Origin of the sequence: Erythrobacter dokdonensis DSW-74, from assembly GCF_001677335.1 — a bacterium.
GTDB classification, from domain to species: Bacteria; Pseudomonadota; Alphaproteobacteria; order Sphingomonadales; family Sphingomonadaceae; genus Erythrobacter; species Erythrobacter dokdonensis.
Genome location: NZ_LZYB01000001.1, coordinates 108,780 through 125,513, shown reverse-complemented (window position 1 = coordinate 125,513; position 16,734 = coordinate 108,780). Strand labels below are relative to the sequence as shown.

Here is a 16,734-nt window from a genome sequence, read left to right as displayed (position 1 = left end):
TCTACCGGGCTGGACTACTGGGCCGGACAGTCGCCGATCCTTTCGTGCTTTGCGGCAAAGGTCATCTTGCCCTCGCCCATTTCCGGCACATTCATTGCCATGGTGGCAGTGAAATCGGATGTGGTCGGGGTGGCGGTGCCCTCCATGCTCATGCGCGCATCGCCTTCGGGAGTGCGGCACACCATCACGGCATCGAAATTGCCGTCATCGAGATTGAAGCTTTCATAGGAACAGTCGCCGTTTTGGCCGCGCTTCATCATCTCCTCGAAGCCGTCCTGAACGTCTTCTTGCGTAAGACAGTATTCGGTGGTCGTGGTCATGCCGGTGCCGTGTCCTGCCATGTCGGCAGGCATCCCGGGGATTTCCATTGCGGTCATCGTGATGGTGGCCTTGTACTGGCCGGGTTCGGGCTTGATACCCTCGGCCTCGACCTTGGTGGCGATCTCCTCGGCGGAGACGGTGCCGTCACCGTCGGCATCGGCCCCTCCGCTATCGGCGCCGCCAGAACAGCCCGCCACCAGTGCGCCCATCAGCCCGATCATCGCCATCCGCTTCATTGCTGCATCTCCCTTGCCGGGCCGCCACCTCGGCACCCGCTGGAATTGCCTGCATAGCCGATTGCACGCCGGAGCGCGCAGGGAAAAAGCAAATGCTTGAGAAGCGCGGGGTGCGGCCTCATATGGCAGCCCATGGCCGAACTCGTGATCCGCCGCGGACTGGACGAACCCGAAACGGGCGCGGACTTCACCCCGCACCGCCCCCAGCGCCCCGACAAGTCGATGGGCGGGATCCCGTTCAAGCTGGTGTCGGACTACGAGCCGGCCGGCGACCAGCCGACCGCGATTGCCGAACTTACCGAAAGCGCGCTGGCAGGCGAGAAGACGCAGGTGCTGCTGGGCGTCACCGGGAGCGGCAAGACCTTCACCATGGCCAAGGTGATCGAAACCTTGCAGCGCCCGGCGCTGATTCTCGCTCCGAACAAGATCCTGGCCGCGCAGCTTTACGGCGAATTCAAGAGCTTCTTCCCCGAAAATGCGGTCGAGTATTTCGTCAGCTATTACGACTACTACCAGCCCGAAGCCTACGTCCCGCGCTCGGACACCTATATCGAGAAAGAGTCGAGCGTGAACGAGGCGATCGACCGGATGCGCCACTCGGCCACCCGCGCGCTGCTTGAGCGCGACGACGTGATCATCGTTGCCTCCGTGTCCTGCCTCTACGGCATCGGATCGGTCGAGACCTATTCGGCGATGATCTTCGACATCAAGGCGGGCGAAGTGGTCGACCAGCGCGAGCTGATCCGCAAGCTCGTCGCGCTGCAATACAAGCGCAACGACGCGGCCTTCACGCGGGGGTGCTTCCGGGTGCGCGGCGACAGCCTCGAAATCTTCCCCTCGCACTACGAGGACATGGCCTGGCGGGTCAGCTTCTTCGGCGACGAGATCGAAGCCATATCCGAATTCGATCCGCTGACCGGCACCAAGGGCGCTTCGCTGGAGAAGGTGCGGGTCTACGCCAATTCGCACTATGTGACGCCCGGCCCGACGATGAAACAGGCCATGGCCGCGATCAAATTCGAGCTGGAGGAACGGCTCAAGGAGTTGGAGGCCGAGGGCAAGCTGCTCGAACGCCAGCGGCTCGAACAGCGCACCAATTTCGATCTCGAGATGATCGCGGCGACAGGCTCCTGCGCGGGGATCGAGAATTACTCGCGCTTCCTCACCGGACGACTCCCCGGCGAGCCGCCACCGACCTTGTTCGAATACCTGCCCGAAAACGCGCTGCTGTTTGTCGATGAAAGTCACCAGACCGTGCCGCAGATCGGCGCGATGGCGCGCGGGGACCACCGCCGCAAGCTGACGCTGGCTGAATACGGCTTCCGCCTGCCAAGCTGCATCGACAATCGCCCGCTGCGCTTCAACGAATGGGACGCGATGCGCCCGCAGACCTTCGCTGTCAGCGCCACGCCGGGCGGCTGGGAGATGGAGCAGACCGGCGGGGTCTTTGCCGAACAGGTGATCCGCCCGACGGGGCTGATCGACCCGCCTGTGGAAATTCGCCCGGTCGAGGATCAGGTGCAGGACTGCATTACCGAGTGCAAGGCCACCGCCGCCAAGGGCTACCGCACACTTGTCACCACGCTCACCAAGCGCATGGCCGAAGACCTGACCGAATTCATGCACGAGGCGGGCGTGCGCGTGCGCTACATGCACTCGGACGTCGAGACGCTGGAGCGCATCGAGCTGATCCGCGACCTCAGGCTCGGGGTCTATGACGTACTGGTAGGGATCAACCTGCTGCGCGAAGGCCTCGACATTCCCGAATGCGGGCTGGTGTGCATTCTCGATGCCGACAAGGAGGGCTTCCTGCGCTCCGAAACCTCGCTGATCCAGACCATTGGCCGCGCCGCGCGTAATGTCGACGGGCGCGTGATCCTCTATGCCGACCGCATCACCGGCTCGATGGAGCGCGCGCTCGCCGAAACCGATCGCAGGCGCGCCAAGCAGCAGGCGTTCAACGAGGAACACGGCATCACGCCGCAGACCATCAAGCGCAACATCCACGACATCGTCGCGCACACCGCCTCGCAGGATGGCGTGGTGGTCGATACCGGCGACGAGGAGCGCAACAACCTCGTCGGACACAACCTGCGCTCCTACATCGAAGACCTCGAAAAGCGCATGCGCGAGGCGGCGGCCAATCTGGAGTTCGAGGAAGCAGGACGCCTACGCGACGAAATCCGGCGGCTGGAAGCAGACGAGCTGGGATTACCCGACGACCAGAAACGCGCGCCGATTGTCGGGCGCTCGAACGAGGGCAAGCCGGGCACCCGCAAGACCCGCTACGGCAAGACGCGCTACAAGCGAATGGGTGGGAAGCCATAGCTGCGCCCCTTGAACCGAGCGGTTAACCCTGCCACTCCCCTCGACCCATGAACATTCGAGTCATCGCCGCGCTGGCTGCCGCCAGCACCCTCGCCATCACCGTCCCCACCATCGCGCAGGACGCGCCCGCAAAGGCCGAGGCATCCGCGCCGGAGCGGCAGGTAAAGACCCGCGACCTTGCGGGCACCTTCGGCGGGCAGCGCATCGCCTATCGCGCCACGATTGCCGACACGATCCTGTCGGACGAGGAAGGCAAGGCGGAAGCGGTGATCGTCACCACCTCTTACGTCAAAACCCCCGTCGACACTTCGCGCCCGGTATTCTTCATCTACAACGGCGGGCCGGGTTCAGGCTCGGTGTGGTTGCAGATGGGGGCCTTCGGGCCGAAGCGCGTGGCGATCCCCTCCGACGCGCGCGACGACGGCGCGCCGCCCTATCCGCTGGTCGACAATCCGGACAGCCTGCTGGACGTTGCCGACCTCGTCTTCATCGATCCGCCCGGCACCGGCTTCAGCTATCTGACGCAAGGGACCGACGCGAAGAAGTATTATGGACTCAGGCAGGATGGCCGCGCGGTTGCGCAGGTGATCCGGCGCTGGATCAACGATAATGGCCGCTGGTCCAGCCCAAAATACCTCGGCGGGGAAAGCTACGGCACCAGCCGCACCGCGATGGTGGTCGATGAGCTTGAAGGCTCGACCTACAACGACGTGGGCCTCAACGGGCTGATCCTGATCTCCACCATCCTCGACTTCGCGGGGCGCGAGCCGACACCGGGCAACGAGATGGCCTATGTCGTCACCCTGCCCAACATGGCGGCGGCGGCTTACTATCACGGCAAGGTCGAGGCCCCCTCGGTCGAAGCGATTGCCGAGGAAGCGCGCCGCTTTGCCATCGGGCCGTTCGCCTCCGCCTTGCTCAAGGGGCAGGACCTGCCGCAGGCCGAACGCGAGGCCGTACGCCGCGAACTTTCCCGCCTCACCGGCCTGTCGGAGGAATATCTCGAACAGGCCAACCTGCGCGTCACCGACCAGCGCTTCTACAAGGAGCTGTTGCGCGACCGGGGCCTCACCATCGGCAGGCTCGACGCGCGCTATACCGGCACGGATTTCGACAACGCGGGCGAGACCCCCGATGCCGACCCGAGCTTTTACGGGATCGATGCAGGCTATACTGCCGCGATCAACCAGTGGGCCCGCGAGACGCTGGGCTACGAGACCGACCGCGTCTACCAGTCGATCGGCAATGTCGGCGGGCAGTGGGACTGGTCGCTGGGCAGCGGCTGGGGGCGCAATGCCTATCTCAACATCGCCCCGCTGATCGGCAAGGCGATGCGCCAGAACAGCGGGCTCAGGGTCTTCAACGCGCAAGGCTGGTACGATTTCGCCACGCCCTTCTTCGGCGCGGAATATTCGCTGAAGCGCACCGGCATCCCGCAGGACCGGATCACCTGGAAATATTATGACGCGGGCCACATGATGTATATCCGCGACGAGGACCGCGCGAAGCTTTCCGCCGACATCCGCACATTCATCAGGGCACGGTGATGACAGCAGCGCGCCTTGCCGGAATGATTGCGCTGGCGGCAGCGCTGGGCCTTCCTGCCTGCAAACCGCCGCCTACCGATGCCGGCATGGCCCGCGCTGCCAATCTGCCTGCGCCCGAAGGCCCGTCGGAGCCGCTCGCCTCGCCCGATACCGATGGGGCCGTCTGGGCACAAAGCGCAAGGGCTGGCCGGCTGGTCTACGGTATTCCAGGCGGGCAGGTGCTGGTCTCGCTTGAGTGTCTTGGTGCCGGCACGTCCGGGGCACGGCTGAAGATCGCCCGCCATGCCCCGGCTGACGAGGGCGCGGGCGCGCTGCTGGCGCTGATCGGCAATCGGCGGATCGCCCGTCTGCCGGTCGATGCGACCAAGATCGGCGGGGCAATGATGTGGCAGGGCGAAACGCCCGCCGCTGCGGAAGGCTGGGACGCGCTGGGCGGCATGCGGGAAGCGACCGTGACGGTTCCGGGCGCAGGCCTCGTGAAGCTCAATCCGAGCCCGCTGCCGATGCAGCTGGTGGAGGATTGCCGGATGCCTGCGCCACCAGCAGATCCGGCGTAAGCACCTGCGGCAATTGCTCGGGCGTGGCAGCGCCCGGCGCATACCACAAATAGAGCGGCACACCCGCCGCGCCCTGCTCGGTCAGAAAAGCGGTGATCGCTTCATCGCGCACCGTCCAGTCGCCCACCATCGTCACCACGCCCGCGGCCTCGAAGGCTTCGCGCACGCTTTCGCGCTCGATCGCAACGCTTTCGTTGACCTTGCAGGTCACGCACCAGTCGGCGGTGAACCACACGAACACCGGCTTGCCCGATCCGCGCGCCTCGGCAAGGCTCTCGCGGCTGAAGGCTTGCGGCGCGTGGATGCTCTCGCTGTCCTTGCTGCCGCCTCCGTCATAGAGATTGGGCAGCGCGATCAGTGCAAAGGCGAAGAAGGGCGCGGCGACGAGGCCGAAGGCGGGCCAGGCGAGCTTGCCCTTGCGCTGGAGCCTGCCGACCACCAGCAGCGCCAGCAGCACCCCCGCCACCAGCAGCAGCGCGACAAGGCCAAAAGGCCTCCCGCCAAGCTGCACCGTCAGCCATAGCAGCGCGAGCGCTGTCAGCCCCATCGGGATCGCCATGATCCGCCGGAACCGTTCCATCCACGGCCCCGGCTTCGGCAGCATCCGGCGCAGCGGCGGGACGAAGCCCAACAGCAGGAACGGCAGCGCCAGCCCCAGACCAAGCAGCGCGAAGAGCAGCAGCGCCTGCACCGTCGGCAGCAGCAGCGCCGCGCCGAGCGCCGCCGCCATGAACGGACCCGTGCAGGGCGTCGCCACGAAAGCGGCCAGCAGCCCGGTGGCAAAGGCTCCGCTGCGCTCGCCTCCCATGCTGACCGAGACCGAGGGCAGTTCGAACAGCCCGGCAAAGTTCGCGGTGATTGCGGCGGCCAGCACCAGCAGCGCGACCACCACGCCCGGCTCCTGCAACTGGAACGCCCAGCCAACCTGCTCTCCGGCCGCGCGCAGGGCCAGCATCACGCCGCCCAGCGCCAAGCAGGCGAGCACCACGCCCGCGGTATAGGCCAGTCCCTCGGCCCGCGCGCGCGCTTCGCTCTCGCCTGCGCGGGCAAGGCTCAGCGCCTTCAGGCTGAGGATCGGGAAAACGCAGGGCATGATGTTGAGCAGGAGCCCGCCCAACAGCGCGCCGAGCACCAGAGTCCACAGCGGCGGCACCGCCATCGCGGCAGGCCCAGCGATCAGTTCCCCGCCGGTCGGCACCGCGCCGGGTACCGCCATGAAGCGCACGCCCGCCCCGTCTCCGAAAGCGAGGATGCCGGACACCGCGCCCCCATCGCCCTGCCTGCGATCGTCGAGCGCAATCTCCGCCACCAGCATGTCACCCCGACGCCGGAACGTCTGCGGCTTGGCGTAATCGACCAGGCGTTCATTGGCGATGAAGACATGCGGAACGGCCAGCGCCACGCTCGCGGGCAGCGGAATCGCAACGCGCAGGGTCTGTCCGGTAATTGCGAAGCTGGCTTGCGCATCCAGCAGCGGAGCAACCTCGGCCCGCCAGCGCGCAAAATCGCCTCCCGCCCGCGCCGTCAGCACGGCGTCCTGCGGCACGCAGATCTGGTCGGTGCAGGCAAGATATTCGACCCGTCCGGTGATCGGCGGAGTGCGGGGCACATCCGCGCCCGCAGGCACCCTGATTGGCACCAGCACGGCATATTGCCCTTCGTAAATATGGTTCATCAGCCCGCTGATGGTGAGCTGCTGCGGGACGGGATAGAGCGGTGCGCCCATCTCCCAGCCTTCCGGCAGGCTTAGCTCCAGCCGCATCCCCTGCCCGGCATCTCCTGGGTTGGACCAGTAGCCGTGCCATTCCTCCGACTTCGGCGTAAAGCGCAGCGCGAGCATCCTCTCGCCGCCTGCCTTGGGCTTGCCTTCGGCGAACAGCGCGACGGCGATATTCTCATCGCCATAAAGCGCTGCCCGCTCCGCCTCCTGCGCGTGGCTCGGCCCTGCCAGCAGCAGGCTTGCGGCAAGTGCAAGCACCCATGCAGCAAATTGTCGGATCGGGGGCGGGAAGGTTCTTGCGCGGGACACGGGCTACCCTCTAGGCATAGCGCCTCAAATTCGCAATCGGAGCCGCCACGGTGACACAGCCTTCGGAAGAGACCCGCGATCTCGTGATCCTCGGCGGAGGGCTGGTGGGGATGACCCTCGCGCTGGCGGCGGCGAAAAAGGGCCTGTCCAGCCACGTCATCGACCGCGCCGACCCGGCGGAACTCACCGCCGAGGGCTTCGATGACCGCGCCACCGCGATCTCGACAGCGAGCTGGCACCTGTTCGAGAATATCGGCATCGCCGAGGGGCTCGAGAAATTCGCCTGCGACATCTCCGCCATCGCCGTCACCGACCAGAACAAGCCCGGGCGGCTCGATTTCGTCCCCGGCGAGGGCGACGGCACGCTGGGCCGGATGTTCCCCAACCGCCGCCTGCGCCTCGCGCTGTTCGAGGCCGCGGCGAAAGAGCCGCTGATCCACTGGACGAGCCTCGCCACCGTCACCGAGCGCCAGCGCAGCGAATATGGGGTCGCCGCCGTGCTGGCCGACGGCACCAAGCTGAAAGGCCGGCTGATGGTCGCCGCCGAAGGCCGCCAGTCGCCGACGCGCGATTCCGCCGGGATCACCATCGCCAAGTGGGATTACCACCACCGCGCGATCATCGCCGGGCTGACCCACGAAAAACCGCACGACAATGTCGCCTGGGAAATCTTCTACCCGGCAGGCCCCTTCGCCCTGCTCCCCATGAACGACGACGCGGACGGCACGCATCGCTCCTCGCTCGTGTGGACCGTGTCGGAGCGCGACGGGGCAGCGGTGATGAAGCTGGGCGAGCGCGCCTTTCTCGCCGAGGTCGAAAAGCGCATGGGCGGTGTTCTGGGCAAGGTGCTGAGCGTCGGCCAGCGTTCGTCCTGGCCGCTCGGCTTCCACCACACCGCCAAGATCACCGCAGAACGCCTCGCGCTGATCGGTGACAGCGCGCACGGCATCCACCCGATTGCAGGGCAAGGGCTCAACCTCGGCCTGCGCGACGTCGGCGCGCTGGTGGAGGTTCTGGCCGAAGGCGCGCGGCTGGGCCTTGATCCGGGCGATCCGGAAGTGCTCAAGCGTTACGAGAACTGGCGCGGGCTCGACAGCTTCATGGTGGCACTGGCGACCGATGGCCTCACTCGCCTGTTCGGTGTCCCCGGCAAGACCGCATCCGCCGTGCGCCGCCTAGGCATGGCGGCGGTGCAGCGAACGCCCATGCTCAAGCAGTTCTTCATGGACGAGGCGCGCGGGGTTTCGGGCGACCTGCCGGAATTGCTGAAGGCCTGAGCGGATTTTCAACCCGGCGTGCAATCCTCCGACCGTTCGTCCTTGTATTCCCAATAGGCGTCGCCTGGTCCAACCGAGACCATTTCCGAGCCGACAAGGCTGCGAAAGACGCCGCCCTCGCGCTGAGCCGGCATGGATACGCCGTTGATAACGATCCGGGTGTCACGCGGGTCGGCTTCGATGATGATCGTTCCGTAAGTCCTGAACTTGCAGACATAGACGGGCGGCCACGGGGCGATCGCAAGCTGCGGCTGGGTGCTTGTCTGCGCGCCGGTCTCCGGCATAGCAGGTTCGGCCGGATCGGTCCCGCAACCCGCGCACGCGAACAGCGCGGCTAGCGTCAGCCCTCCAATCGCGCGCCCCGCCATCTATGCCGCCTTCGCTAGCTCCCCACCACCAGCGGGCTCACCTGGCGCACCGGATTGCCTGCCCCGTCGCGCAGGCCCCGCTGGTCGAGCACGGCGGCGGTTTCGATCACTTCCAATGCCTCCATCGCCTTGGCATATCGTTCGGCATCCTTAATCCAGCTTTCGGCCTGATCGGCACCGGGCATGCCTTTCACCTCGTCGATCGCGTTCTGGTAGCGGCCCTGTTCGAGCGCCCAGCGCGCGCGCTCCAGCCGGCGTTGCGGTTGCGGCGAAGGCGTGCTTTCGCGGCGGAACACGAACAGCTGCGACATCTCGCGCTTGAATGCCCCCCACGAAGGCCCCTGCCCGCTTTCGCGCAAGGTGGGCCCGAGACCCTCGAGCCGCGCTACCAGCCCGTCAAGCCGCACCGGATCGCGCGAGAAGGTGATGATCGTGCTGACCGCATTGGGCCACTGGTCGCCGAAGCGCAGCCGCAACTGGTCGGCGAGATAGCCCAGCTCGGCCCCGCGTTCGACCGCGCGGCGGGTGGCGAAGGCGATCAGCAGGCTTTCGGCGCGCGCGGCATTGCCCGCCGCGGCCTGCGCCTGAAGATCAAGCTGGGTGAGGCGCTGTTCGGCGGCGGCGAGGCGCTGGTCGAGCCCGCCCTGCTGCTCGGCAACGCGGGTCACCGCCTCGACCGCCTGCTCGGCATTTTCGGGCGTGACCGGCTCGGACAGGGGGCTGGGCGAAGCGGAGGAGGGTGCGCTCGGCAGGGCGGTCGGGCTGGCCGAAACCTCTGCCACGACCGCGCTATCGGGCTGCGCCGCGCCGTTTCGCGCGGGCTGGAAGTTATACCACACCACCCAGCCGACCAAAGCGCCGCCGGCAATGAAGGCGGCGATAGCTGCCAGCACGATGCCGCGACCTGACGAAGGTTTGCGGCGACTTCCGAATTTCGATTCCATCGCGATCCGTTCTGCGACCTCGTTTGTCCCCGCCAAGCCGCCGCCGCGCTTACGGCTGTCCGGCACGGGGGGCGGGAATGGCGTCGCTCTTCTGGCACAAGTGGGAAGCCAATGCCAACAAGGCAACCTCGTCCGGGCGGGAGGCCGTGTGGACAGCGCGCCAGCCCTCGCCCGCCGCAGCGGCGATGCGCGGGCCGAGAGCGGCGAGCGTGATGCGGGCGCGGTACAGTCCCAGCCGGTCGCATTCGGCGGCAAAATGGCGCGCGGTGGCCGCCGAATGGAGCAGCACCAGCGCGCTTCCGGATTGCAGCACGATGGCAGCGGCATCAAGCGGCAGCATGGCGTTGCGATAGGCGATCACGGTGTCAAAGCTGACGCCCTCGGGCGGGGTGAGCGGCACGTGTTCCTCGCCCGCGATGCGCAGAAGGTGGCACGGACCGGATATCGCATCGAGCACGCCCTGCAAGCCACCGCTCCCCACCATTGCAACGGCCAGCCCCGCCGCGCGCGCCGCCTCGGCGGTGGCCTCGCCCACGGCAAAAACCGGCTTGTCCTTCAACCGTTCAAGGTGCGCGCCGCCGTTCAGGATCGCGTTGGCGCTGCCGATCAGCAACCCGTCGAAGGCCGCCGGATCGGGGCAGTCCCACGGCAGGGCGCGAATTTCCGACAGCGCGTGTCCGGCAATCGCCAGGCCTGCCGCGCGGGCCTTTTCCAGCGTCGCGGCCAGCCCCGGCTGGGGGCGCAGCGCGATCAGGTGCATGGTCAGCCCGCAGCCCGGAAATGCGGCGCGATGCCGGGCGTGGCGCGCGCCAGCAGATCGGCGGCCAGCGCCCTTACCGGCGCATGATCCCCGGGCGCGAAGCTGGCGCTGCCCTCGATCCGCTCGGCCCCGTCGGGGCTGAACAGCGCGGCGCGCATGGCAAGGTGCCCGTTCGCCAGCTCGCACAAGACCGCGACCGGCGAGTGGCAGGTGCCGCCCAGTTCCGCCAGCAGCGCGCGTTCGGCCTCCAGTTCGGCGCGGGTGGCCGCGTGGTCGATTGCGGCGAGGAGCGCGGTGGTTTCGGCATCATCCGCGCGGCATTCGATCGCGATCACGCCCTGGGCTGCGGCGGGGATCCATTCGTCCTGCGCCAGCGGGTGTGCGACCTCGCTCTGCCCCAACCGCTCAAGACCCGCTGCGGCGAGGAAGGTCACGTCCGCCTCACCCGCCTCCAGCTTGCCAAGCCTCGTTGCGACATTGCCGCGAAAGGTCACGACCTTGCAATCGGGCCTCAGGTTCAGCAGTTGCGCTGCCCGCCGGGGCGCGCTGGTGCCGATGATAGCGCCTTCGGGGATCGCAGCGATGCTTGCCGCCCCGACCAGACAATCACGCCGGTCGGCGCGCGGCAGGAAGGCGGGGAAATGGAATTCGCGCGGCCGGATCGTTTCGACATCCTTGGCCGAGTGGACCGAGGCATCGATCCGCCCCTCGCCCAGCCATTGATCGAGCTCCTTGGTCCACAGCGCCTTGCCGCCGATTTCCGCCAGCGGCCGGTCGAGCACCTTGTCGCCGCTGGCGAGTACAGGGACGAGTTCGACCTCCTCCTCGGCCCAGCCAAGGGCGGCGCACAGGCGGGTGCGGGTTTCGACGGCCTGCGCCATCGCAAGCGGGGAATTGCGGGTGCCGAGGCGCAGTCTCGGCGTCGATGTAGAGGCTTCTGTCATGGCTGTGCTTGCCCTAGCGGCCACAGCGACTAGATGGAAGCGCCATGGGATCGTCCGCTCACATCTCTGATACGCGCATCGTGCCCCCGCTTGTGCTGGGCATCGAATCGAGCTGCGACGAGACTGCCGTGGCGCTGGTCGCGGGTGACCGGACGATCATTGCCCAGGCCATCGCCAGTCAGGAGGCCGAACACGCGCCCTATGGCGGGGTGGTGCCGGAGATCGCCGCGCGCGCCCATGCCGAGCGGCTCGCCCCGATGCTCGAAAAGGTCATGGCCGAGGCCGGCATGACGCTCGATGATGTCGACGCGATTGCCGCCACCGCCGGGCCGGGGCTGATCGGCGGGGTGATGGTCGGCCTGGTAAGCGCCAAGGCGCTGGCGATGGCGAGCGGCAAGCCCTTGCTGGCGGTGAACCATCTTGAAGGCCACGCGCTGTCGCCGCGTCTCGCCGATGGCGGCCTCGCCTTCCCCTATCTGCTGCTGCTGGTCTCGGGCGGGCATTGCCAGATCCTCGCCGTGGAAGGCGTCGGGCGCTATCGCCGCCTTGCCACCACCATCGACGATGCGCTGGGCGAGGCTTTCGACAAGACCGCCAAGCTGCTCGGGCTGGGCTATCCGGGCGGGCCTGCGGTGGAACGCCTTGCGCTGGAGGGCGACGCGCGCGCCGTCCCCCTGCCCCGCCCGCTCAAGGGCTCGGCCGAACCCCATTTCTCCTTCGCCGGCCTCAAGAGCGCGGTGCTGCGCGCGGTCGAAAGCGGCGCGCACGCGCCTGCCGATATTGCCGCGAGTTTCCAGCAGGCGGCGGTCGAATGCCTGACAGACCGGCTCGACCATGCACTGGCCGCCGCCGGCCCCTTCCCGGCGCTGGTGGTGGCGGGCGGGGTCGCCGCCAACAAGACCGTTCGCGCAGCCCTCGAAGCTCTGGCGACGAAACACGCGATGCGCTTTGTCGCCCCGCCGCTCGCCCTGTGCACCGATAATGCCGCGATGATCGCATGGGCGGGCATCGAGCGGCTCGCAACCGAAGGGCCGGATTTCACCGGCGACCCGCTCGATGTCGCCGCGCGCCCGCGCTGGCCGCTCGACCCCGAAGCGGGCAAGGTGCGCGGTGCAGGAGTGAAGGCATGACCCAGCACGAAACCATTGGTGTCATCGGCGCGGGCGCATGGGGCACCGCGCTGGCGCAGATGCTCGCCTCGGATGGCCGCGACGTGGTGCTGTGGGCCTATGAGCCTGAAGTGGTCCAGGCGATCAATGCCGAACACCGCAACCCGCTCTACCTGCCGTCCGCCAGCCTTGCGCCGACGATCCGCGCGACCGGCGAGCTTGGCGATCTGACGGGGATCGACACCCTGCTGGTCGTCACCCCGGCGCAGGTGCTGGGCAAGGTGCTGGCAAGCCTGCCCCGCCCTCCGCGCGATCTGGTGCTGTGTTCCAAGGGTATCGAGGCAGGCAGCGGGCGGCTGATGAATGATGTCGCGCGCGAAGCCTCGCCCGGCAGCGCCATCGCCGTGCTTTCCGGCCCAACCTTCGCGCATGAAGTCGCCGCCGGCATGCCGACTGCCGTGACCCTCGCCTGCGGCGGCGGAGCGGAGCAGTGGGAACGGCTGGCCCCCGCCATCGCCCGGCCCGCCTTCCGGCCCTATTATTCCGACGATGTGACCGGCGCGGAGATCGGCGGCGCGGTCAAGAACGTGCTGGCGATTGCCTGCGGCGTGGTCGACGGCCTCGGCCTCGGCCAGAACGCGCGTGCGGCGCTGATTGCGCGGGGCTTTAGCGAGATGCTGCGCTTTGGCGAGGCACTGGGTGCGCAGACCGAGACGCTGACGGGCCTGTGCGGGCTGGGCGATCTGGTGCTGACCTGTTCAAGCGCCTCCAGCCGCAATTTTGCGCTCGGCAAGGCGCTTGGCGAAGGCGCATCCGCGGCCGACCTCATGGCCGACCGCCGGACCGTTGCCGAGGGCGCGCATACCGCGCCGGTGCTGGCCGATCTGGCCGAGCAGCGCGGTGTGCCCATGCCGATTGTCGCTGCCGTCAATGCCATCCTCGGCGGGGCAAGCGCGCGCGAGATCGTGGCCGAACTGCTTTCGCGACCCTTGCGGGCCGAGCTGGAAAGCGATGCCGGGGACATCGGGGCGTGAGCCTGCCGCCCGCCGACACGGCTCCCGCCCCGGAAAAGGGCGGCGATGACCTCGCCACGCTGGCCAAGGGCGGGCGCACCAACACCATGGGCTTTGTCATCCGGCTGGTGGCGCGCATCCCCTTTCTCGTCATCGCTACCCGGCTTTACGGGGCCGAGGCCCTGGGCCGCTTCGCCTCGGCACTGGTCCTGATCGAGATTGTCGCGCTGATCTGTTCGCTGGGCGAAAAGCGCGGGCTGGCGCAACGCCTGTCCGAAGGCGCGGGCGAGAACCGGTCGGCGGAGGTCAACCTCGTCTATGACGGGATGCTGCTGGCGCTGGGCTATTCCGCCATCGCCGCGCTGCTGCTTCTGGCATTCCCGGAGCCGATGTTCCCGAACGGCACCAACAGCCCCTATGATCTTTGGCTGGTCGCCACCATCCCGGCCTTTGCCGTGACCGAGATCCTGCTCGCGGCGCAGGCCTATCGCTTCGATATCGCCACCACGGTACGCACGCGGGCGATTGTCGAACCGTGGACGATCTCGATCGCGGCGGGACTGTTCTTCTACCTGCCCGGGACGCGCGATGCCGGGCTGGCGCTGGCCTTCATCACCTCGATCTATGCCGGCCTGTTGACCGCGCTCTGGCCGTTCCTGCGCACTTACGGGCTGCCGCGCGACTGGCGACCGGCCCCGCGCGCCATGCTCGGCATGTCGGCGAGTGCCTTCCCGCTGGTGGGTGCCGACGCGATCGAGCGCGGCACGCGGCTGCTCGATATCTTCATCCTCGGCCTGTTCGCGCCTCCGCAGGCGGTCGGCATCTATTACGCCGCGCAGCAGATCGCATCATTGCCGCAGAAGCTGAAGACCAGTTTCGAGCCGATCCTGTCGCCTGTCATCACCAAGAACCTGCGCATCGGCAACATGGAAGCGATTGCCGCGCAGGTGCGGCAAGTGGGCTTCTGGATCATCGCGGTGCAGCTTGGCATCGCACTGGTGCTGGCGATCCCGGGCGAAGCGGTGATGGGGCTGTGGGGGCCGGACTATGTCGCGGGCACCGCCACGCTCGCCTTCCTGCTCGCCGCCGAGGTGGTCGCCTCGATGGCGGTCGTCTCGGAAAGCGTGCTGGTCTACATCGCAAGGAAGCGCAATCTCGCCATATCGGTCGGGATCATTGCACTTCAGGCAGGGCTGACGGTGGCGCTGATCATGGCGGCGCGCAATGCAGGCTTTGGCGATGGCTATCAGGCGGCAGGGGCAGCCGGGGCGCTGATGCTGGCGCTGGCGGCATCGAGCCTCGTCAAGGCGCTGCTGCTGAAGCACCTGCTGGGCGCACCCGTTTCCAACTGGCGCTGGCCGCTGGTCTACGCCGCGGGTGCGGCGGTGGTGGTGGGCTATGCCTTCACCTTCCTGCCCGAATGGATTGAACTCGTCGTCGGCATTCCGGCGGTGCTCGCCACCTATGCGCTGGTGATCTGGCGGCGCGGTTTCGACGAGGGCGACAAGGTGCTGTTCCGCAAGAATGTCGTCCCCGCCCCGGACGCTTCGTCGCCGTCCTAGAGCGTTCAGTCGCTATTCACGGCCCGGACCGGATCATCTCGCTCGCCTTTGATGTGGGGAGACAAGATGATGCGAGGGACGAGACTCGCCGCCACTGCGGCACTGTGTGTGGTTCTGGCAAGCTGCGCGAGGGAAGCACCGGGCGATCTGGCGCAGGCACCGGCTCCGCGAGCCGAGAAACCCGCCCCTCCGGCGCCGCCGCCTCCCCCGCCGCCCGCCTATGCCGCGGGCGATGCGATGGCGGTTACCGTCACCGGCTCGCGGATTCGCGGCGGCGCGGTGAGTGCCGAGAACGCCTTTTACGCCGCACCGGTGATGGTCGCCACCGATCCGGGCCGCGAGAAGTATGACGGCAAGGAAGTCTCGCCCGTCAAGCTGACCAGCGCCGAGCCGGTCTCCACCTTCAGCGTCGATGTGGATACCGGGGCCTATGCCAACACCCGCCGGTTCCTGTCGCAGGGGATGATGCCCCCGCAGGACGCGGTGCGTACCGAGGAGATGGTCAACTACTTCCGCTACGACTATGCTAGGCCCAAGGATCGCAGCCAGCCCTTCACGGTGTCGACCGACGTGGCGAAAAGCCCGTGGAACGAGGGCACCTATCTGATGCGTATCGGCCTGCGCGGCTATGATATCGAGCGCGACGAACGTCTGCCCGCCAACCTCGTGTTCCTGATGGATGTCTCGGGCTCGATGAACTCTGCCGACAAGCTGCCGCTGGTCAAGACCGCGCTGGCCGGGCTGGCGGGTGAGCTTGGCCCCCGGGACAAGGTTTCGATCGTGGTCTATGCGGGCGCTGCGGGGCTGGTGCTCGAACCGACCAGCGACACCGGGAAAATCCGCCGCGCGCTCGACAGCCTTTCGGCGGGCGGATCGACCGCAGGCGGCGCAGGCATCGAACTGGCCTACCGCATCGCCGAGGACAACTTCATCAAGGACGGCGTCAACCGCGTCATCCTTGCCACCGACGGCGATTTCAATGTCGGCCTCTCGGACACCAAAGCGCTGATCGAAATGATCGAGAACAAGCGCGACAAGGGCATCACGCTGACCACGCTGGGCTTCGGCACGGGCAATTACAACGAAGCGATGATGGAGCAGATCGCCAATCACGGGAACGGCAACTACGCCTATATCGACACCGCGCTGGAAGCGAAAAAGGTGCTGGGCGAGGAGATGAGCTCGACCTTGTTCACCATCGCCAAGGACGTGAAGATCCAGGTCGAATTCAATCCGGCCGTGATCAGCCAGTATCGCCTTGTAGGCTACGAGAACCGGGCGCTGCGCGAGGAGGATTTCGACAATGACCGGGTCGATGCGGGCGATATCGGCGCAGGGCACCAGGTGACAGCGATCTACGAGGTCGTGCCCGTCGGCGGCAAGGGCTGGATCGCGCCGCGCCGCTACGAGGATGCGCCCGACAAGGCCGCCGCCGCGCGGCTCGCCGAGGCCGCCAATGTCAAACTGCGCTACAAGCTGCCCGACGGCGACACCTCGAAGCTGATCGAGCAGGCGGTGCCCTCCGCCGCGCTCAAGACAGCCGCTCTGCCACGGGGCGATTTCGCCTTCGCCGCCGCGGTCGCCGCGTTCGGGCAGGTGCTGCGCGGGGACGAGATGATGATGGGCTTCGACTTTGCCGACATCGACCGGCTCGCCGGCCAGCAGGACAATTACTGGCGCCAGGAATTCCTGCAACTGAACGCGCTGGCGGGCAGCCTGAAAGGCGGCTGACGCGGTGC

14 protein-coding genes are annotated in these 16,734 nt (G+C 67.4%); 8 read left to right on the top strand and 6 right to left on the bottom strand.

What is annotated here, in order from left to right:
* Positions 1-14: 14 nt before the first annotated feature.
* Positions 15-557, bottom strand: coding sequence for a DUF3617 domain-containing protein (locus tag I603_RS00645; protein WP_068861897.1), 543 nt, complete (start codon positions 555-557; stop codon positions 15-17).
* A 132-nt stretch (positions 558-689) separates the two neighbouring features.
* Between I603_RS00645 and uvrB the strand changes: the two genes are divergently transcribed.
* Genes uvrB through I603_RS00630 form a run of 3 tightly spaced genes read left to right on the top strand, consistent with a single transcriptional unit; the run spans position 690 to position 4,989 of the window.
* Positions 690-2,885 carry an excinuclease ABC subunit UvrB gene (gene uvrB, locus I603_RS00640; protein WP_068861896.1) on the top strand — a complete coding sequence of 732 codons (2,196 nt, stop codon included), beginning with the start codon at positions 690-692 and terminating at the stop codon, positions 2,883-2,885.
* A gap of 47 nt (positions 2,886-2,932) precedes the next feature.
* Entirely contained in the window at positions 2,933-4,432 is a 1,500-nt protein-coding gene (locus I603_RS00635; RefSeq protein WP_068861895.1) for a S10 family peptidase, read from the top strand.
* Positions 4,432-4,989, top strand: coding sequence for a hypothetical protein (locus I603_RS00630; protein ID WP_068861894.1), 558 nt, complete (start codon positions 4,432-4,434; stop codon positions 4,987-4,989). Before I603_RS00635 ends, I603_RS00630 begins: the two co-directional genes overlap by 1 nt.
* On the opposite strand, the gene I603_RS00625 is transcribed toward I603_RS00630, so the two are convergent.
* A complete protein-coding gene (locus I603_RS00625; RefSeq protein WP_068861893.1) occupies positions 4,916-7,018 on the bottom strand; it encodes a protein-disulfide reductase DsbD family protein in 2,103 nt (700 codons plus the stop codon). The two genes, I603_RS00630 and I603_RS00625, sit on opposite strands and share 74 nt — an antisense overlap.
* Before the next feature lie 50 nt (positions 7,019-7,068).
* Between I603_RS00625 and I603_RS00620 the strand changes: the two genes are divergently transcribed.
* On the top strand, positions 7,069-8,295 hold the full coding sequence (locus I603_RS00620) for a UbiH/UbiF/VisC/COQ6 family ubiquinone biosynthesis hydroxylase (RefSeq protein WP_068861892.1): 1,227 nt from the start codon (positions 7,069-7,071) through the stop codon (positions 8,293-8,295).
* 8 nt (positions 8,296-8,303) lie between these two features.
* On the opposite strand, the gene I603_RS00615 is transcribed toward I603_RS00620, so the two are convergent.
* From I603_RS00615 to hemC, 4 genes are read right to left on the bottom strand one after another with little or no spacing between them, the layout of a single operon-like run.
* Complete coding sequence (locus tag I603_RS00615) at positions 8,304-8,663, bottom strand: hypothetical protein (RefSeq protein ID WP_068861891.1); 360 nt, start codon at positions 8,661-8,663, stop codon at positions 8,304-8,306.
* Positions 8,664-8,677: 14 nt separating this feature from the next.
* On the bottom strand, positions 8,678-9,607 hold the full coding sequence (locus I603_RS00610; protein WP_068862469.1) for a hypothetical protein: 930 nt from the start codon (positions 9,605-9,607) through the stop codon (positions 8,678-8,680).
* Positions 9,608-9,656: 49 nt separating this feature from the next.
* On the bottom strand, positions 9,657-10,367 hold the full coding sequence (locus I603_RS00605; protein ID WP_068861890.1) for a uroporphyrinogen-III synthase: 711 nt from the start codon (positions 10,365-10,367) through the stop codon (positions 9,657-9,659).
* Between the two features lie 2 nt (positions 10,368-10,369).
* A complete protein-coding gene (gene hemC / locus I603_RS00600; protein WP_084439737.1) occupies positions 10,370-11,311 on the bottom strand; it encodes a hydroxymethylbilane synthase in 942 nt (313 codons plus the stop codon).
* A gap of 44 nt (positions 11,312-11,355) precedes the next feature.
* On the opposite strand from hemC, the gene tsaD reads away from it, so the two are divergent.
* From tsaD to I603_RS00580, 4 genes are all read left to right on the top strand, one after another.
* Entirely contained in the window at positions 11,356-12,441 is a 1,086-nt protein-coding gene (tsaD, locus tag I603_RS00595) for a tRNA (adenosine(37)-N6)-threonylcarbamoyltransferase complex transferase subunit TsaD (protein WP_068861888.1), read from the top strand.
* Complete coding sequence (locus I603_RS00590; RefSeq protein WP_068861887.1) at positions 12,438-13,454, top strand: NAD(P)H-dependent glycerol-3-phosphate dehydrogenase; 1,017 nt, start codon at positions 12,438-12,440, stop codon at positions 13,452-13,454. Before tsaD ends, I603_RS00590 begins: the two co-directional genes overlap by 4 nt.
* The gene (locus I603_RS00585; protein ID WP_068861886.1) at positions 13,451-14,995 is read left to right on the top strand and encodes a lipopolysaccharide biosynthesis protein; all 1,545 of its coding nucleotides are present in this window, start codon (positions 13,451-13,453) and stop codon (positions 14,993-14,995) included. The genes I603_RS00590 and I603_RS00585 overlap by 4 nt, the downstream gene beginning before the upstream one ends.
* Positions 14,996-15,064: 69 nt before the next feature.
* The gene (locus I603_RS00580) at positions 15,065-16,726 is read left to right on the top strand and encodes a vWA domain-containing protein (RefSeq protein WP_068862468.1); all 1,662 of its coding nucleotides are present in this window, start codon (positions 15,065-15,067) and stop codon (positions 16,724-16,726) included.
* Positions 16,727-16,734: the final 8 nt, after the last annotated feature.